This window comes from Empedobacter stercoris (assembly GCF_025244765.1).
Lineage (GTDB): Bacteria > Bacteroidota > Bacteroidia > Flavobacteriales > Weeksellaceae > Empedobacter > Empedobacter stercoris.
The window spans coordinates 2,707,672-2,724,040 of record NZ_CP104209.1 but is presented as its reverse complement, the minus strand read 5'-3'; the positions used below and the strand labels follow the sequence as shown (position 1 = coordinate 2,724,040).

16 protein-coding genes and 1 other RNA gene are annotated in these 16,369 nt (G+C 32.6%); 10 read left to right on the top strand and 7 right to left on the bottom strand.

Annotation, left to right across the window (positions count from 1 at the left end; translation table 11 throughout):
• Positions 1-5: 5 nt before the first annotated feature.
• Together NZD85_RS12920 and recR are read right to left on the bottom strand one after the other, a co-directional pair.
• On the bottom strand, positions 6-1,082 hold the full coding sequence (locus NZD85_RS12920; protein ID WP_260542204.1) for a glycosyltransferase family 2 protein: 1,077 nt from the start codon (positions 1,080-1,082) through the stop codon (positions 6-8).
• The gene (gene recR / locus NZD85_RS12915; protein WP_171623245.1) at positions 1,083-1,697 is read right to left on the bottom strand and encodes a recombination mediator RecR; all 615 of its coding nucleotides are present in this window, start codon (positions 1,695-1,697) and stop codon (positions 1,083-1,085) included. It lies immediately after the preceding gene.
• Between the two features lie 108 nt (positions 1,698-1,805).
• Between recR and NZD85_RS12910 the strand changes: the two genes are divergently transcribed.
• The 7 genes from NZD85_RS12910 (at position 1,806) to NZD85_RS12880 (ending at position 8,843) form a co-directional block, all read left to right on the top strand.
• Positions 1,806-3,335, top strand: coding sequence for a sodium:solute symporter (locus NZD85_RS12910; RefSeq protein WP_260542201.1), 1,530 nt, complete (start codon positions 1,806-1,808; stop codon positions 3,333-3,335).
• A 3-nt stretch (positions 3,336-3,338) separates the two neighbouring features.
• On the top strand, positions 3,339-3,581 hold the full coding sequence (locus NZD85_RS12905; protein ID WP_225539772.1) for a hypothetical protein: 243 nt from the start codon (positions 3,339-3,341) through the stop codon (positions 3,579-3,581).
• Between the two features lie 288 nt (positions 3,582-3,869).
• Positions 3,870-4,715 carry a transketolase gene (locus tag NZD85_RS12900; RefSeq protein WP_171623241.1) on the top strand — a complete coding sequence of 282 codons (846 nt, stop codon included), beginning with the start codon at positions 3,870-3,872 and terminating at the stop codon, positions 4,713-4,715.
• 26 nt (positions 4,716-4,741) lie between these two features.
• Complete coding sequence (locus NZD85_RS12895) at positions 4,742-6,223, top strand: hypothetical protein (protein WP_260542197.1); 1,482 nt, start codon at positions 4,742-4,744, stop codon at positions 6,221-6,223.
• Between the two features lie 22 nt (positions 6,224-6,245).
• Complete coding sequence (locus tag NZD85_RS12890) at positions 6,246-6,944, top strand: hypothetical protein (protein ID WP_260542195.1); 699 nt, start codon at positions 6,246-6,248, stop codon at positions 6,942-6,944.
• Positions 6,944-7,885, top strand: coding sequence for a transketolase family protein (locus tag NZD85_RS12885; RefSeq protein WP_260544587.1), 942 nt, complete (start codon positions 6,944-6,946; stop codon positions 7,883-7,885). Before NZD85_RS12890 ends, NZD85_RS12885 begins: the two co-directional genes overlap by 1 nt.
• A 184-nt stretch (positions 7,886-8,069) precedes the next feature.
• A complete protein-coding gene (locus NZD85_RS12880; RefSeq protein ID WP_225541189.1) occupies positions 8,070-8,843 on the top strand; it encodes a LuxR C-terminal-related transcriptional regulator in 774 nt (257 codons plus the stop codon).
• Here NZD85_RS12880 and rnpB read toward each other — a convergent pair.
• From rnpB to NZD85_RS12865, 3 genes are all read right to left on the bottom strand, one after another.
• An RNA gene (gene rnpB / locus NZD85_RS12875) (RNase P RNA component class A) lies at positions 8,841-9,150 on the bottom strand. The two genes, NZD85_RS12880 and rnpB, sit on opposite strands and share 3 nt — an antisense overlap.
• Positions 9,151-9,233: 83 nt before the next feature.
• Positions 9,234-11,759, bottom strand: coding sequence for an ATP-dependent Clp protease ATP-binding subunit (locus tag NZD85_RS12870; protein ID WP_260542190.1), 2,526 nt, complete (start codon positions 11,757-11,759; stop codon positions 9,234-9,236).
• 119 nt (positions 11,760-11,878) lie between these two features.
• Complete coding sequence (locus tag NZD85_RS12865) at positions 11,879-12,529, bottom strand: NRDE family protein (RefSeq protein ID WP_260542188.1); 651 nt, start codon at positions 12,527-12,529, stop codon at positions 11,879-11,881.
• A 50-nt stretch (positions 12,530-12,579) separates the two neighbouring features.
• On the opposite strand from NZD85_RS12865, the gene NZD85_RS12860 reads away from it, so the two are divergent.
• From NZD85_RS12860 to NZD85_RS12850, 3 genes are all read left to right on the top strand, one after another.
• The gene (locus NZD85_RS12860; protein ID WP_260542186.1) at positions 12,580-13,077 is read left to right on the top strand and encodes a hypothetical protein; all 498 of its coding nucleotides are present in this window, start codon (positions 12,580-12,582) and stop codon (positions 13,075-13,077) included.
• Positions 13,074-14,054 (top strand): ATP-grasp domain-containing protein, encoded by a 981-nt coding sequence (locus NZD85_RS12855; protein ID WP_260542185.1) that lies wholly within the window; start codon positions 13,074-13,076, stop codon positions 14,052-14,054. Before NZD85_RS12860 ends, NZD85_RS12855 begins: the two co-directional genes overlap by 4 nt.
• 73 nt (positions 14,055-14,127) lie before the next feature.
• Positions 14,128-14,901 (top strand): rhomboid family intramembrane serine protease, encoded by a 774-nt coding sequence (locus tag NZD85_RS12850; protein WP_260542184.1) that lies wholly within the window; start codon positions 14,128-14,130, stop codon positions 14,899-14,901.
• A 34-nt stretch (positions 14,902-14,935) separates the two neighbouring features.
• Here NZD85_RS12850 and NZD85_RS12845 read toward each other — a convergent pair whose 3' ends face one another.
• Together NZD85_RS12845 and obgE are read right to left on the bottom strand one after the other, a co-directional pair.
• Positions 14,936-15,256, bottom strand: a complete 321-nt coding sequence (locus NZD85_RS12845) for a YbaB/EbfC family nucleoid-associated protein (RefSeq protein ID WP_038333099.1) — start codon at positions 15,254-15,256, stop codon at positions 14,936-14,938.
• A 22-nt stretch (positions 15,257-15,278) separates the two neighbouring features.
• A complete protein-coding gene (obgE, locus tag NZD85_RS12840) occupies positions 15,279-16,265 on the bottom strand; it encodes a GTPase ObgE (RefSeq protein ID WP_171623232.1) in 987 nt (328 codons plus the stop codon).
• Positions 16,266-16,369 lie beyond the last annotated feature (104 nt).

Genomic DNA, 16,369 nt, shown 5'->3' with positions numbered 1-16,369 from the left:
TTTTTTTATTCATTTATTTTAATAATTTTCTTATCATCTCCAATCACATAATTACAATTCTTGGGACGAATGTAAAATGATCGAGTATTCGAATTATTTGTTGATATAATGGATAATATTTGTTGATAAGAAAACTCCTCTGCTTCTAATACTATATGATTCTCAGTTAACGAATGTAGTTCAGAAGTAGGATTTAACCAATAAAAATCTTCCTCATTTACATCAACTTTGAGTTTATTATTTGATGGATTGATTGAAAATTTCAAGATTTCTAACAAATATTTAATCGAAATTCCTAAACGTAAAAGTTGATAATTCAACCTATTATTTTTATAGTATTTCGCCAAAAAAATCATCATTGCTTCAAAAAAATGTTTGTAATATTTTTTATCTCGCTTTGTACTTTCTCCTTTATAATGTAAAACGGTTATATCTCCTTTATAATAGTTTTTATAGCCCGCTAATTCAGCACTGAAAGACAAATCGATGTCTTCACCATACATAAAATAACGTGGATCAAACCCTCCTATTTGTTGGTAAATCTTTTTCGTAGTAAACATAAAAGCACCAACCAAAATTTCGCAAGGTGCCGTTTCAAACTCCTCCACTTCTAATTTGTAATAATTATTCTTTTGTGAATGATTAAATCGATTAAATAGTTTAGAAAAAGAGTTTTTTGCTGTGGGGATATTTCGTTTAGATTCTGGATGAAAATTACCATTTGTATCCATCAAACGAACACCTATAAATCCTATTTTTTCTTTCGATTGATGAAGTTCTATTAAAGGTTTAAACAAATTCTCTGGTAGAACAGTATCCGGATTAAGAATCAAAATATATTCACCCAAAGCCTTTTCAACAGCTATATTATTCGCTTTTGCAAAACCATGATTCTCTTTTTGAAGCAGAAACTTAACCTCTGGAAAAAGGTTTTGTAGAACTGTAAAATCTGTTTCTGATGAATTATTATCAATTACAATGATTTCGCCATCTATGTTTTGTAAAGCTTGTTGACACGAATCAAGGCAAAGCTCTAAATGTTTTGGTGCATTATAACTAACAATAATTATCGATACTTTCATTTAAAATTTATTTTCAGAATACGGTATTCGATGCTGAATAGATCGAACCAATGTAGCTTCATCTGCATATTCCAATTCATCACCAACACCAAGTCCTCTCGCAATAGCTGAAAAAATAATTTCAGTATTCTTTAATTGTCGGTACAAATAAAAAACAGTTGTGTCACCTTCCATTGTCGAACTTAAGGCAAAAATTATTTCTTTTACATTCTCATTCTGAACACGATCAACCAAGGTTTGAATATTTAATTGTCCTGGACCGATGCCTTCCATTGGAGAAATCTTTCCTCCTAAAACGTGATATTGTCCTTTAAATTGTCCTGTGTTTTCAATTGCCATGACATCACGCACATCTTCTACTACACAAATCGTTGTTTCGTCTCGTAAAGGATTATTGCATATATCACAAACCTCATCATCAGAAATCGTATGACAATGCTGACAATACTTCACATCATTCACCAGATGAGAAAGTGCTTCAGATAAAGCAGTTGTCTGAGATTTGGGACGATTTAACATATGTAAAACAAGTCGTAATGCAGTTCTCTTCCCTATTCCTGGCAAATTTGACATCTCTTCTACAGCTCGCTCTAAAACCTTGCTTGGGTAATTCATTCGTTCAAAAAAATTATAGACGACAAATTTACAATATTATCTTCTTAAAATTAATCGGTCATCATTAACTCAAAAATATTAAATTTGGGCTTATTTACTAAATAAATTATGAACTCAACAATTTTACTACTTTGTGTTATCGTATACTTTGTAGGACTTTTAGTTATCTCTTACTATACCAGCCGAAATTCTGACAATCAATCTTTCTTTAACGGAAACAAGAAAAGTAAATGGTGGTTGGTAGCCTTCGGTATGATTGGAACAAGTCTTAGTGGTGTTACTTTTATTTCGGTTCCAGGTACGGTTGGTAAGCTAACTGGATCGGAATATATTTACGGAGGATTCGAATATTATATGATGGTCATCGGGTTTTTCCTTGGTTACTTTATCGTAGCCGGAGTTTTACTTCCGTTGTATTACCGAATGAATTTAACCTCAATTTACACCTATCTCGGGAAACGTTTCAATGTCGAAGCACACAAAATGGGATCTGTTTTCTTCATTATTTCAAGAGGGATTGGTGCTACTGCTCGCCTGTATTTAGTAGTAAATGTCTTACAAATCTTTTTGTTAGATAATCTTGGCATTCCGTTTTGGGCAACAACATTCGTCTTATTATTGATGATATTATTATACACCTTCGAAGGTGGTGTAAAAACAATTGTGGTTACAGATACCTTACAAACATCTTTCATGATTATTAGTTTGATTGCTTGTATTTGGTTCATCTTATCGCACCTTAATTTATCTGTTGGCGAAGCTTACGATATGATGCAAGCCAAGAACTACACCCATTTGATTAATCTTGACCCAAACTCGAAAACTTATTTCCTAAAAACAATATTGGGTGGTATGTTTATCACGATTGCAATGACTGGTTTGGACCAAGAAATGATGCAGAAAAATATTTCGGTTGACAATCTACACAACTCCAAAAAGAACATGTTAACCTTTGCAGGAACATTGTTAATTGTCAATTTAGCATTCCTTTTCTTAGGTGGATTACTGTATTTATATGCGATGAGCGAAGGTGGTTTTTACACCGCGGATGGTTTCTTTATGCAACAAGGTGGGCAAAATATTATGGGTGATGATATGTTCCCTGCACTTTCTCTTTTAGGAGAACATTTCCCTATGATTATTTCGATTATCTTTATTATCGGTTTAATCTCTGCCCTATTTCCTTCTGCCGATGGTGCATTAACAGCAGTAACAAGTTCTTATTGTGTCGATTTATTAAACATCAACGAGGACAAAGTAAAATCGGAAAAGGAAAAGAAAAAGATTCGTATTCGTGTTCACTTAGTTTTTACGGTTGTTTTTTTTATTTTAATCATGGTTTTTAAAGCGATCAACAACAAATCTATTGTATATCTTGTGATGGAAGTTGCTGGTTACACGTATGGGCCATTATTAGGTTTGTTCGCTTTCGGAATTTTAACCAAACGTAATATTTACAAAAAATACGCAATCATTACAGTAGCACTTTCAGCACCTGTCTTTACTTATATCATCAACGAATTAGTCATTAACTTTAGCGACTATCGAATTGGTGTTGAATTAATCATACTAAATGGTTTATTAACTTTTATTGGATTGTGGCTTGTTAGTTCTAATCGTCAAAAAGAAATCAATTAAAAAATGGAAAAGAAATTAAAATTAATCTGGGATTTTTATGGTCCCGACGCTATACCAACGGCAAAACATCACGCCATTCATCTAAAACAATACGCAGAAAAAGAAAAATTGCAAAGTACGTTTGCAGAATTTGTTGAAGTAGAACCCGAATATGCGGTTGCTTATTTGGTTGTCGTAGAATCGGAAATGATACAAGTTCGCGACGCCTTAATACCACATCGTGGCGAATGGCACGTAGAAGAATAATCACAAAAATGGAGAAGCAAAGGTTTCTCCATTTTTTGTATGATGAATAAAATTTATAACCTATAAAATCAGAAGCACAAAAGAGAGGCTTCTTGTTCATCAACTCTTGCGCAGGTTTTTACTAACTCTTGCGCAGGTTTTCACCAACTCTTACGTAGGTTTTCATTAACTCTTGCGCAACTTAAGTTTTATTGGTGATTATTCCCCCTATTTGTAGCGATTTATGTCCTATCATTTTTTTGCCGATTAAAAAAGAATTATTTTTGTTCAAATTTTTATAAACAAACAATGACACTTCAAGAACTTCAAACACAAGTACAACAAACAAGGAGAGATATTTTGAGAATGGTACATGCCGTAAACAGTGGACACCCAGGTGGATCATTGGGTTGTGCAGAATATTTTGCTGCATTATACGGTAAAATCATGAGCTATTCGACAGATTTTTCTATGGACGGAAAAGGAGAAGATTTATTTTTCTTATCAAACGGACACATTTCACCAGTTTTCTACAGCACATTGGCTCGTACAGGGTTTTTCCCAGTAAGCGAATTGGCTACATTCAGAAAATTAGATTCACGTTTACAAGGTCACCCAACAACACACGAAGGTTTGCCAGGTATTCGTATTGCATCAGGGTCTTTGGGACAAGGATTATCTGTTGCATTGGGAGCTGCACAAGCAAAAAAATTAAACAACGACGACAAATTAGTTTATACCTTACACGGTGATGGTGAATTGCAAGAAGGGCAAGTTTGGGAAGCATTTATGTACGCTGCTGGTAAAAAAGTGGATAATGTAATTGCTACAATTGATTATAACGGTCGCCAGATAGATGGAGATACTGATGTTGTAATGCCTTTGGGTGATTTGAAAGCGAAATTAGAAGCTTTTGGATGGATTGTTTTGGAAGAAAAAGAGGGGAATAATTTAGAAAAAGTTATTGCTATTTTAGAAAAAGCAAAGACATTAACAGGTAATGGAAAACCAGTTTCTATCTTATTATATACAGAGATGGGGAACGGTGTTGATTACATGATGGGAAGTCATTCTTGGCATGGGAAAGCACCTAACGACGAGCAATTAGCTTCTGCATTAGAGCAAAATCCAGAAACTGAATTAAAAGATTACTAAAAACAATCTAACATCATCAAAATACCATGAAAAAAATAGTTTATTCTATACTTGCACTTTTTTCTTTGACTGCTTTTGGACAAGAGAAAACATTTTCTTTTGACAAAAAAATAACGTACAAAGTTAATTTACCTGAAGAGTACAAAGAGCTGGTCAGCATACAAAATGATAATTTTCAATTTGTGATGTATCTATCAAAAGAAGCTGTTTTAGGAACGGCAGAGAACACACAAAATTTCTTAAATTATTACAGTACAGGGAATACTTTTTTTAGGGAATCATTCTTAATAACTGATCATAAATATTTTGATGTTACTGCAAATACGCTTGAAAATAATCTTTCGATAAAACTTCCTTCATATTACGAGGGGATTGGTGAAGAGGAAATAAAGCCTTATCAAGATCATTATTTTTCTAACATTACCAATGTTGTTAATCTAAATAAAACATCAACAATCAACGGATATACCTGTAATAATTACGAAGTAATCTCGAAAAAAGATGATTTCGAAACGACTACTTCTATCTGTGTTGATGAAAAAAACTCGATTGATAATATTAGTTTTCTGCTGTCTAAACAAAATATCAAAGGTTTGCTCGTTAATTTAACAACGAACGATGAAGCTACCTTTGGTTTTACCGTTGATAAAATAGGAAAAGCGAATGCAAAATTAACTTTTGATCAAGCAAAAGAAATTGAGAAGTTCTCCGAAAAATTAGAAAAAAGTAAAACGTATTACGAAGATTTGTACGCTAATACAGTTGTAGATTCTACCTATACAGCATACAACACAGACAATCGTTACGAAGATCCGATAATTAACTTTTATACCTATCAAACATCTGAAAATGATAATGTTAATCAACTTTTTTCGACTATTGCAGGTTTAAACTACAATTTAGTTTATACAGATGCTGATTATGATGGCAATCCTGATTTGGAACGATCAACTGCACTTACAACAGCAGAGGGCTCTACGAATCAATTAATTAAGCAATTCAAAAAGAATAAATTAGCTAATAAAGGAGAAGTAAAAGAGTTAAACAACCTTTTCAAAACGTATTTTGAAGATGCAAAAAACTTTAAATTAACTGAGGTATCAACAGCTTATGATGATGCTCCCGATGCGGTAGATTCTGCTTACGAAGCTGTAGATATTGCAGATTACTATGATCCTTACACTTCGACTTACAAAACGACTGATATTAGTGTAATTGATTTAGCAATCGACAATCCTAATGTACAGAGTTACTTGAAAATTGCACCAGCACATTGTAAAGATTTAAAAACTAAAATTCCGGCTTTCACAGACAAAGAATTAGGGAACTTGGTTTACAATTACGCTGGTCAAATATGTGATTTGTACATCTATCAAAGCGGAAGTGTTGGATTAACTGAAACAATTGATGCAATGAGAAAAAGTGTTTTAGAGATTACAAATAAATTCGATAAACTGAAAAAAGAAGACAAAGATAAGTTAACAACTTTCTTTAATTCTTTGGATTAATTATTTATCAAACTCATCGATCATGAAAAAATCAATCAGCTTTATTCTAATGTTTTTCACCAGTTTTACTTTTGCTCAAATGCAAACGTATACATTTGAAAACGTCATACAATATCGCATCAAAAGTGATTTTTATTCAGATTTTTTAGATATTTTATCAACCAAAGATTACAAAGCGCATTTGATGATAACACGAACACCAATGGGAAATTTCGCTTCGTTAAAAGTAAACGAAAACATGTATTCTGTTTACAGCGAAGAAGAAAATCCAAAGGTTTTTAAAATAGATTTCGAAGGAACAAAAAATTTATTAGGAAATAAATTTCTTCTTACCAATCATCCAAGTTTAACTAATCAAGAGTTCGGAAACAACTATGTAGCGAACAAAACGGGTAAAAAAGAAACTATTCAAAATCAATTGTGCGAAGTTTATACTATTTTTAGAAAAGATAACGACAATGATAATGGAACTGAAATGTGTATTGATACAACATCTACTATCAACTCTGTTCCGTTTATCAATTCTGAATTAAATTTGAAAGGCTTGGTGTACCGAGTTGGACAGAATATTGTGTTAGAAAATGTAGAAACTTTAGAAAATTGGTTAAAAAATAATTCTGACGAAAACGAAACGATTTCACCAACTGATTTTATGTATCAATTTGATGAGAAAAAAGAAGTAGAAGAATACAAAAACGAATACAAAAAACAAAAACAATGATAGACTTAACATACACAGAAAAAAAAGATACACGTAGTGGATTTGGAGATGGATTAACAGAGTTAGGGAGAACTAACCCAAACGTTGTTGCATTATGTGCCGACTTGATTGGTTCATTAAAAATGGATCAATTTATCAAAGAAAATCCAGAGCGTTTTTTCCAAATTGGTATTGCAGAAGCAAACATGATGGGAATTGCAGCAGGATTAACAATTGGTGGTAAAATTCCTTTCACTGGAACATTTGCTGAGTTTTCTACAGCACGTGTATACGACCAAATTCGTCAATCTATCGCTTACTCAAACAAAAATGTAAAAATTGCAGCATCACATGCTGGTTTAACATTAGGGGAAGATGGTGCAACTCACCAAACTTTAGAAGATATTGGTTTGATGAAAATGTTACCAGGAATGGTTGTGATTAATCCTTGTGATTACAATCAAACAAAAGCGGCTACACTTGCTGTTGCTGAATATGAAGGTCCTGTATACTTGCGTTTCGGACGTCCTGCGGTTCCAGTTTTCACACCAGCTGATCAAAAATTTGAAATTGGTAAAGGAATTTTAATGAACGAAGGTTCTGATGTAACAATCGTTGCTACTGGACATTTGGTTTGGGAATCTTTGGTTGCAGCTGCTGAATTAGAAAAAGAGGGAATCTCTTGTGAAGTAATCAATATTCATACTATTAAACCTTTGGATGAAGATATAATCTTAAACTCTGTCAAAAAAACAGGTAAAATTGTTACAGCTGAAGAGCACAATATCTTAGGAGGTTTAGGAGAGTCTGTTGCACGAGTTTTAGCTCAAAAATTACCAACAAAACAAGCTTTTGTTGCAGTTAATGATACATTCGGTGAATCTGGAACACCTTCAGATTTGATGAAAAAATATGGTATTGATTCTACTGCAGTAATCGAAAAAGTAAAATCTTTACTTTAATACCTTTCAATAAAATAAAAAAGGAGCTTATTAAAAGCTCCTTTTTTATTGTTTTAGATTATTTAGGTTGGTTATAAAAGCAAAACTGCTTCTACTATATATTTATTTTGCAAAAATAAGTTATCTTGCTTATTCAAAAAATACTCATCAATCGGTATTTTGAAGAAGCAATAAATCTAATTTTATGAATAAATCTGATCAAAAATCTTTAATAGAATATACTACAATCGTCAAACAACTTTGGAGTGAAAATACTGATTGTAGAAATAAAGAAGAAAAGGAGGATTGTTTTAAATCGATTGAAGAATCATTACAAGCATTCGCAAGTTTATCTATTGGTGAATATTTTATGTATGTAATCAATCCTAATTCGGCTGTTTTCGAGTATGTTTCTCCACAAGCTGAATCTATTTTAGGTTATCATCCGACTGAATATACCGCAGAACTTTGTGTAAAAATTGTTCATCCTGATGATTTAGAAAATGTCATTGATATCCAACAAAAAATTGCAAATTTTAACACAGAAATTACGCCAGAGGAAAGAGTCAATTATAAATTTATGTATAACTTTCGTGTGATAGATAAAAAAGGAATTATTCATCAAATACATCTTCAACATTTTTTTTATGAATTGAGCGAAAATCTATTACCTAATCGTGTTTTTTGCTTAGCAAATGATATTACACAAATAAAAGTTGGTGGAATTCCAACTATGCAAATTTATAACATCGAAAATGGTTTAAGTAACTTGCTTCATCCGAAAACAGATTCTTCATTATTGTTAACGAAAAAAGAAAAAGAAATTGTAGAATATTTGTTCAGAGGTTATACAAGCCAAGATATTGCTGATGCTATTGGTTTGAGTAAACATACAATAGATACGCATCGAAGAAATATTTTGAAGAAAAACCATTGTTCAAATACATCTGAATTGTTTAGTCTTTACTTTAAAAAGTAAAAAAGCAAGCCGATAAGCCGGGTTCTGTCATCTTAATGATTTAAAATGCTTTGTCATTTATCTAGTGTTTCAGTTGCCTGAAACATCAATCTGCCTACCCCCCAGCAACGAACGAGTAGCTCTTAACTGCTGGTATACATGGCATTGCTCCGCATAGAGTTTACCTGGTTTCACTACAGCCGAACTGTACATACTTTCTGTTGCACTTGTCCTCGCCTCTCGACGGACGGGCGTTACCCGCTATGCTTACTCTTTGGAGCCCGGACTTTCCTCTTCACGTACATGAAGCGACAAAGTGGCTTGCTGAGCACAAATGTACGGCAAAAGTTACCGAAATAAAAAAGGCTTAAACAAAAATGTTTAAGCCTTTCTTTTATAGAAACTTAGAAATTATTCTGATTTTTCTTCTTTCGTTTTTCCTTTTACAGAAATTTTAACACCATCTTTTGCTTCATTCAAGTCAAGGATTAATTGATCACCTTCACTTATTACCGCATTGATAATCTCCTCTGCCATCGGATCTTCAATATATTTCTGAATAGCACGTTTCAATGGACGAGCACCGTAATCTTTATCAAAACCTTTGTCAGCAATAAAATTTTTCGCTTCTTCAGTTAATTCGATATGATAATCTAATGCTGTCAGACGCTCAATTAAACTTGCTAACTCAATATCAATAATCTTCATGATATTTTCTTTTGTTAATGAATTAAAGAAAATAATATCATCAATACGATTTAAGAATTCTGGAGCAAAAGCACGTTTTAATGCTGTTTCAATTGTTGATTTTGCACGTTCATCTGCAGAATCTTTCTTCGATGAAGTTCCAAATCCAACGCCATCACCAAAATCTTTTAATTGTCTTGTACCAATGTTAGATGTTAAAATGATAATCGTATTACGGAAATCAACTTTACGACCTAAACTATCTGTTACATGACCATCATCCAAAATTTGTAATAAGATATTGAATACATCAGGATGCGCTTTTTCGATCTCATCAAGCAAAATTACTGCATATGGTTTACGACGCACTGCTTCTGTCAACTGACCACCTTCTTCATAGCCAACATAGCCCGGAGGTGCTCCTACTAAGCGAGAAACCGCAAATTTCTCCATGTATTCTGACATATCGATACGAATTAAAGCATCATTAGAATCAAAGATTTCCTTCGCCAAAACTTTCGCTAATTGTGTTTTACCAACACCTGTTGTTCCTAAGAAAATGAATGAACCTATTGGTTTGTTCGGATCTTTTAATCCTGCACGATTACGTTGAATTGCTTTCACAACTTTCGTTACCGCTTCATCTTGTCCAATTACTTTTCCTTTCATTAACTCATTCATTTGAACTAATTTTTTCAATTCTTTTTCAGCAACACGATGAACAGGTATTCCTGACATCAACGAAACTACTTCCGCTACATTTTCCTCTGTAACCGTTTCGCGATTCTCTTTTGATTCTTGCATCCATTTTGCTTGTTCACGTTTCAAATCGCTTTCTAATTGCTTTTCTGAGTCACGTAAACGAGCTGCTTCTTCGTATTTCTGAGATTTCACAACTTTCGTTTTTTCCTCACGAACCTCTTCTAATTTTGCTTCAAGATCTAAAATTTCTTGTGGTACTTTTATATTCTTGATGTGAACGCGAGAACCAGCTTCATCTAAAGCATCAATCGCTTTATCTGGCAAGAAACGATCTGTGATATAACGTGTTGTCAAATTAACACACGCTTGCAACGCTTCATCTGTATAATTTACATTATGATGCGCTTCGTACTTATCTTTGATGTTCTGCAAAATCTGTAATGTTTCTTCAGGCGTTGTTGGCTCTACCATCACATTTTGAAAACGACGAACTAATGCGCCATCTTTTTCGATGTACTGACGATATTCATCCAACGTTGTTGCACCAATACATTGTAATTCTCCACGAGCTAATGCTGGTTTAAACATGTTAGAAGCATCCAAAGAACCTGTTGCTCCTCCTGCTCCAACTATCGTATGTAATTCATCAATGAAAAGAATAATGTCATCATTTTTCTCTAATTCATTCATGATGGCTTTCATCCTTTCTTCAAATTGCCCACGGTATTTAGTTCCAGCAACTAACGAAGCTAAATCTAATGTAACTACACGTTTGTTGAACAAAACGCGCGAAACTTTACGTTGTACAATTCGTAAGGCTAAACCTTCTGCAATTGCAGATTTACCAACACCTGGTTCTCCAATTAACAATGGATTATTCTTTTTGCGACGAGAAAGAATTTGAGAAACACGTTCTATTTCTTTTTCACGCCCAACAACAGGATCCAATTTTCCTTCTTGTGCTATCGCTGTTAAATCTCGTCCGAAATTATCTAAAACAGGTGTTTTACTTTTCGAAGTTGATTTACTTGTAGACGCACGTTCAAAATCGCTATCAGAATCCCCTCCATCAAAAGATGGATTTTCTGCACGAGGAGATTGAATTTCCTCATCTTGAAATTGAAATTTGAATTCTTCCTTTACTGTATTGTAATCAATATCTAACCTATTCATTAACTTGGTAATCGGATCGTTTTCATTACGAAGGATACACAATAATAAGTGAATTGTATTTACAGTCGGACTTTTAAACAATTTTGCTTCTAAGAATGTGGTTTTCAACGCTCTTTCGGCTTGTTTTGTCAAACTCAAATTTTTTATATTATTAACCGGAGTTTCTTTAGCTGGGTTTAGGTTTTCTATTTTTTGACGCATTTCGTCTAAATCAACATTTAATGCTTCTAAGACAGAAATGGCTTTCCCTTCACCGTCGCGAATAATCCCCAACAGAAGGTGTTCCGTTCCTATTTGGTCGTGGCCTAATCTCAACGCTTCTTCCTTACTGTAAGAAATAACGTCTTTTACTTGTTGTGAGAAATTATCGTTCATTTTATTATTTAAGCTGTCTTTAACAAATATAATTATTCTGGTAGACTATAGCATAAATTATGCCTATGTCCGAAATGATTTGATGAATCCCTAAAATAGGGAATTATTGTCTATTAATTTCAAAATAGCTGACAATATTTCATATCAATTCTTAATGAATTCATAAAAATTTGAGAAATAGATGTAGTCGCTAAGAAATCGTATAAATCGCCTTTATTCATCTTTAATTGATCATGTAAATCAATTATTTCTTCTGAAGAAAGTGTAGAATTTGATTGTATAATTTGATCAATTTCATTTCTTCTTTCAGGACTGTATAAAGTAGACGAACACCATGTTACAATTTTTTCTTGTGAAACGTCTTTTACACTCAATTCATTTTCATTCCAAAACAAAAGGTAAGCATTTTTAGTTGTTCTTTCAAAAACAAAAATGGTAAAAGGTGCAATTTCTGACAAATTTTCCGAATTAACAAACTCTTTTACAGTATTATACTTCAACAAATCTAATAAAATAATTCCTCTACTTTCTCTGTATTGCTCTTTAAGATGTAATGGTTTTTCGATTCCACCATTCAAAATACAAGCAACATATTGCTCCGAATAGAACATCCAAGTACCTTTTGCTCGTTCATCAACAGGCGAAAAATAGGTTTTTCCGAAACGTATTTGTTCTACAATTTCATTTGAAGAAGATCGACTAATTTCTTCGTCTCGGTTGTGGGTCAACACAAATTCATCATCATTTCTATAAAAACTGACTATACACATCTCATTTTTCAATTTAGTTCAAATGTAAAATTTTATCTTTGCAAAGAATTATGAGTATTCAGAAAACTATATCGCATTCTTTTGATGAAATGAAATCAATTCTTTTGCAATTTGACGATTCGTCTTTTCAACAAGAATTAAAAATTATTTCAAACGCTTCTGTTGGTCAACATTTTCGTCATATTATTGAGTTTTACTCTTGTTTGCTACAAGCTCAGGAAAATCGTTGTATTTCTTATGATGATCGACAACGTAATCATTCGTTAGAAAATTCTGTTGTTGAAAGTTTGACGACTTTAAATCATTTAAAAACTAAAATTGAAGCTTTAGATTTAGACATAACTATTCAACTCAAACAGAATTATTATGGTGAACATTTTATGATTAATACCACAAATTATCGTGAAATAATGTATTGTTTTGATCATAGTATTCATCATTTTGCATTGATTAAAATCGCCATTGAAACTCATTTTCCCACATTTAAAATTCCACAAAATTTTGGAATTGCTTCTTCAACAATTGCTTTTCAAAATCAAGAAAAATGAAACCAAATATTGCGAAATGGACACAATACGAATTTTGGCCATTCTGGCTATTCTATGGACCATTAACACCTTGGTATATTTATAAAATTTTTCAGGCAGGTGCACCAGCTTACTTTTGTTCCGTAAATCCAAAAATGAAATGGGGCGGATTTATCGATTATTCGAAAATAGATTTATTGAATCAAATTGAAGAAGATTACAAACCAAAAACTGTTTTTTTTGAGGAATTTACAACACAAAAACTTCCGTTTAATTTTCCTTTTATTGCCAAACCAAATCTTGGTGAACGTGGAATTGGAGTAGAATTAATTCGAAATATTTTTGACTGGAATCATTATTTAAAACAAAATAATCGTGATTTAATTTTACAAGAATATATTCAATCAAATTTTGAATTTGGTGTATTTTACGTTCGATTACCAAAAGAAAAAAATGGTAAAATACTTTCGATTACAGCAAAAGATTTTTTAACATTTACAGGCGATGGAAAGTCGACGTTAAAAGAATTAATCGATCAAAATTTAAGAGCATTTTACCGAAAAGATTATTTAACTAAACGCTATCAAAACGAGTTAAATTCTATTCTTGCAAAAGGTGAACAATTATTAGTAGAGCCTATTGGTAATCATAGTCGTGGAACTACATTTTTGGATGGATCATATTTAAAAACGATAAAATTAGAAGAAACCATTGATCAAATCGCTCAAAAAATTGATGGATTTTATTATGGGCGAATTGATTTGAAAGCAAAAAGTTTAGAAGATTTTCAAAACGGAAATTTTGTCATACTCGAAGTTAATGGAGCTAATTCGGAAGCAACACACATCTACGATCCTTCATTCAACCTCATAAAAGCTTATAAAGAAGTGATTAAGCATTTAGATTATCAACATAACATTGCTATACAAAATCATCAATTAGGTGTAAAATGGACGGATTGGAAATTGCTTGCAAAAGAATTAATCAAACGATTTTAATCATAATTTAACCAATTTTGGCAGTATTTCTCGAAAGGAATAAAGATTGAAAGCAACATCCGAAACCATTTATATGAGGTATCCCTTTCCAAAGAAAACAATTATAATCCCGTTATTATTACTTATCCCCATGTGGATTATCTTTCTATTTCAACAAAATGGATACAGCTTTGATGGTTGTTATGGTGTTATTCCTCGAACTTTTGTAGGCTTGAAAGGTATTTTATTTTCACCATTTTTCCATTCGGGATGGAAACACATTATTAGCAATACTTTTCCATTGGCATTTCTAAGCTTTATCGCCTTGTTAATGTATGATAGATTGGCCTATTACGTTATTTTCTTTGGTTGGATTTTATCAGGAACAATCTTATGGATTATTGGAAATCCCTCATTTTTAGATGATAACTTAAGTTGTCATATTGGTGCAAGTTCTATTGTTTATTTATTGGCTTCGTTTATCTTTTTTAGTGGTATTATCCGAAAAGAACGTGGTTTGATGGCAATATCATTAATTATTATTTTATTATATGGTGGAATGATTTGGGGGATGGTTCCGCAAGAAATTTTACCTCAACTAAAAACAGATACAAGTAGTAATTCTATCTCATGGGAAGGTCATTTGAGCGGATTTATTTCAGGTGCGTTTTTCGCCTATTTATTTCGAAAAATTGGTCCACAAAAAGAAGTTCCGAAATGGGATCAAGAAAATTATTATGACCCACAAGCCGAGCATTTATGGGAAGTTTACCAAGAACAAGAACGTTTGAGAGCAGAATATTTAGAATCTTTGAATGAAGAAGATGAAAATCCAAATTATTACATAAAACAAAACCCTGAAAATTAATTTTCAGGGTTTTTATCTTGTAATCAATCTCTTTTTAGAAAGGCATTCCAGGAATGTTTGGTAAGTTTTCTTGAGCAGTTTTCTTCGCTCTATCGATTGCTTCTGTTTTTACTTGCTCTAACGCTTTGTTTAACGTCATTACTAATAAATCCTCAATCTCTTCTTTCTCCATTCCTTCAGCAAGTTCAATATCTTTTACTGTTGCCAATTTAGACATGGTAATTTTTACTTTTCCGTCGTTAGAAGTAGTTGTAAAAATTTCTCCGTCTAATTCATTCTTTAAATCAGAAAATTTATCTTTAAATGAATTGATTTTTCCCATCATTCCCATGATGTCTCCAAAATTTCCAAACATTTTTTTTATCTTTAATAATTAATTATTCATGTAATTTTTTCCACAATAAATCTTTCAATTCTGTAATTCCTTTTCCAGAAACTGACGAAATAAATATTGTTTCGATATCAGTTGGTAATTGTGCTCTAATTTCAGCTTCCAATTCATCATCTAACATATCTGATTTAGAGATAGCTAAAACACGTCCTTTATCTAATAATTCTGGATTAAATTTTTTCAATTCATTCAACAGAATTTCATATTCTTTTTTATAATCTTCTGCATCCGCAGGAATCAAAAACAAGAGATTCGAATTACGCTCGATATGACGTAAGAAGCGATGTCCAAGTCCCTTTCCTTCTGCTGCTCCTTCGATAATCCCAGGAATATCTGCCATAATAAATGACTGGTGATTACGATAATCAACAATCCCTAAGTTAGGTGTTAAAGTTGTAAATGCGTAATCTGCAATTTTAGGTTTTGCAGCCGAGACAGCCGATAACAAAGTCGATTTACCAGCATTTGGAAAACCTACTAATCCAATATCAGCTAAAATTTTCAACTCCAATGTAACATAAAGTTCATCTCCTTCTATACCTGGTTGTGCATAACGAGGTGTTTGACGTGTTGCAGAACGGAAATGCCAGTTTCCTAAACCTCCTTTTCCTCCTTTTGCAATAATTAATTTTTGTCCATTTTCTGTTACTTCGCCAATAATATTTCCTTCTTCATCTCTGGCAATTGTTCCAATCGGAACTTCCAAAATAATATCTTCACCATCAGCACCAGTTGAACGAGATTTACCTCCTCGACCACCATTTTGCGCACGGAAATGTTTTTTAAATCGAAATTCTAACAATGTCCAAAGATTTGAGTTTCCTACAAGTGTAATGTTTCCTCCACGTCCACCATCTCCACCATCTGGTCCTCCTTTGTCAATATATTTTTCGCGATGCAAACTTGCTGAACCCGCACCTCCATGTCCGGCTCTACAATTTATTTTTACGTAGTCAACAAAATTTGATTGCATATTTTCTCTCTTTTAATTAGTCTGCAAAAGTACGATTTCTAATTTGTTTATTAAAATCTAATTGTTAAGTTTCAAAATATTGTAAAACTGATGAATAGTTGAGT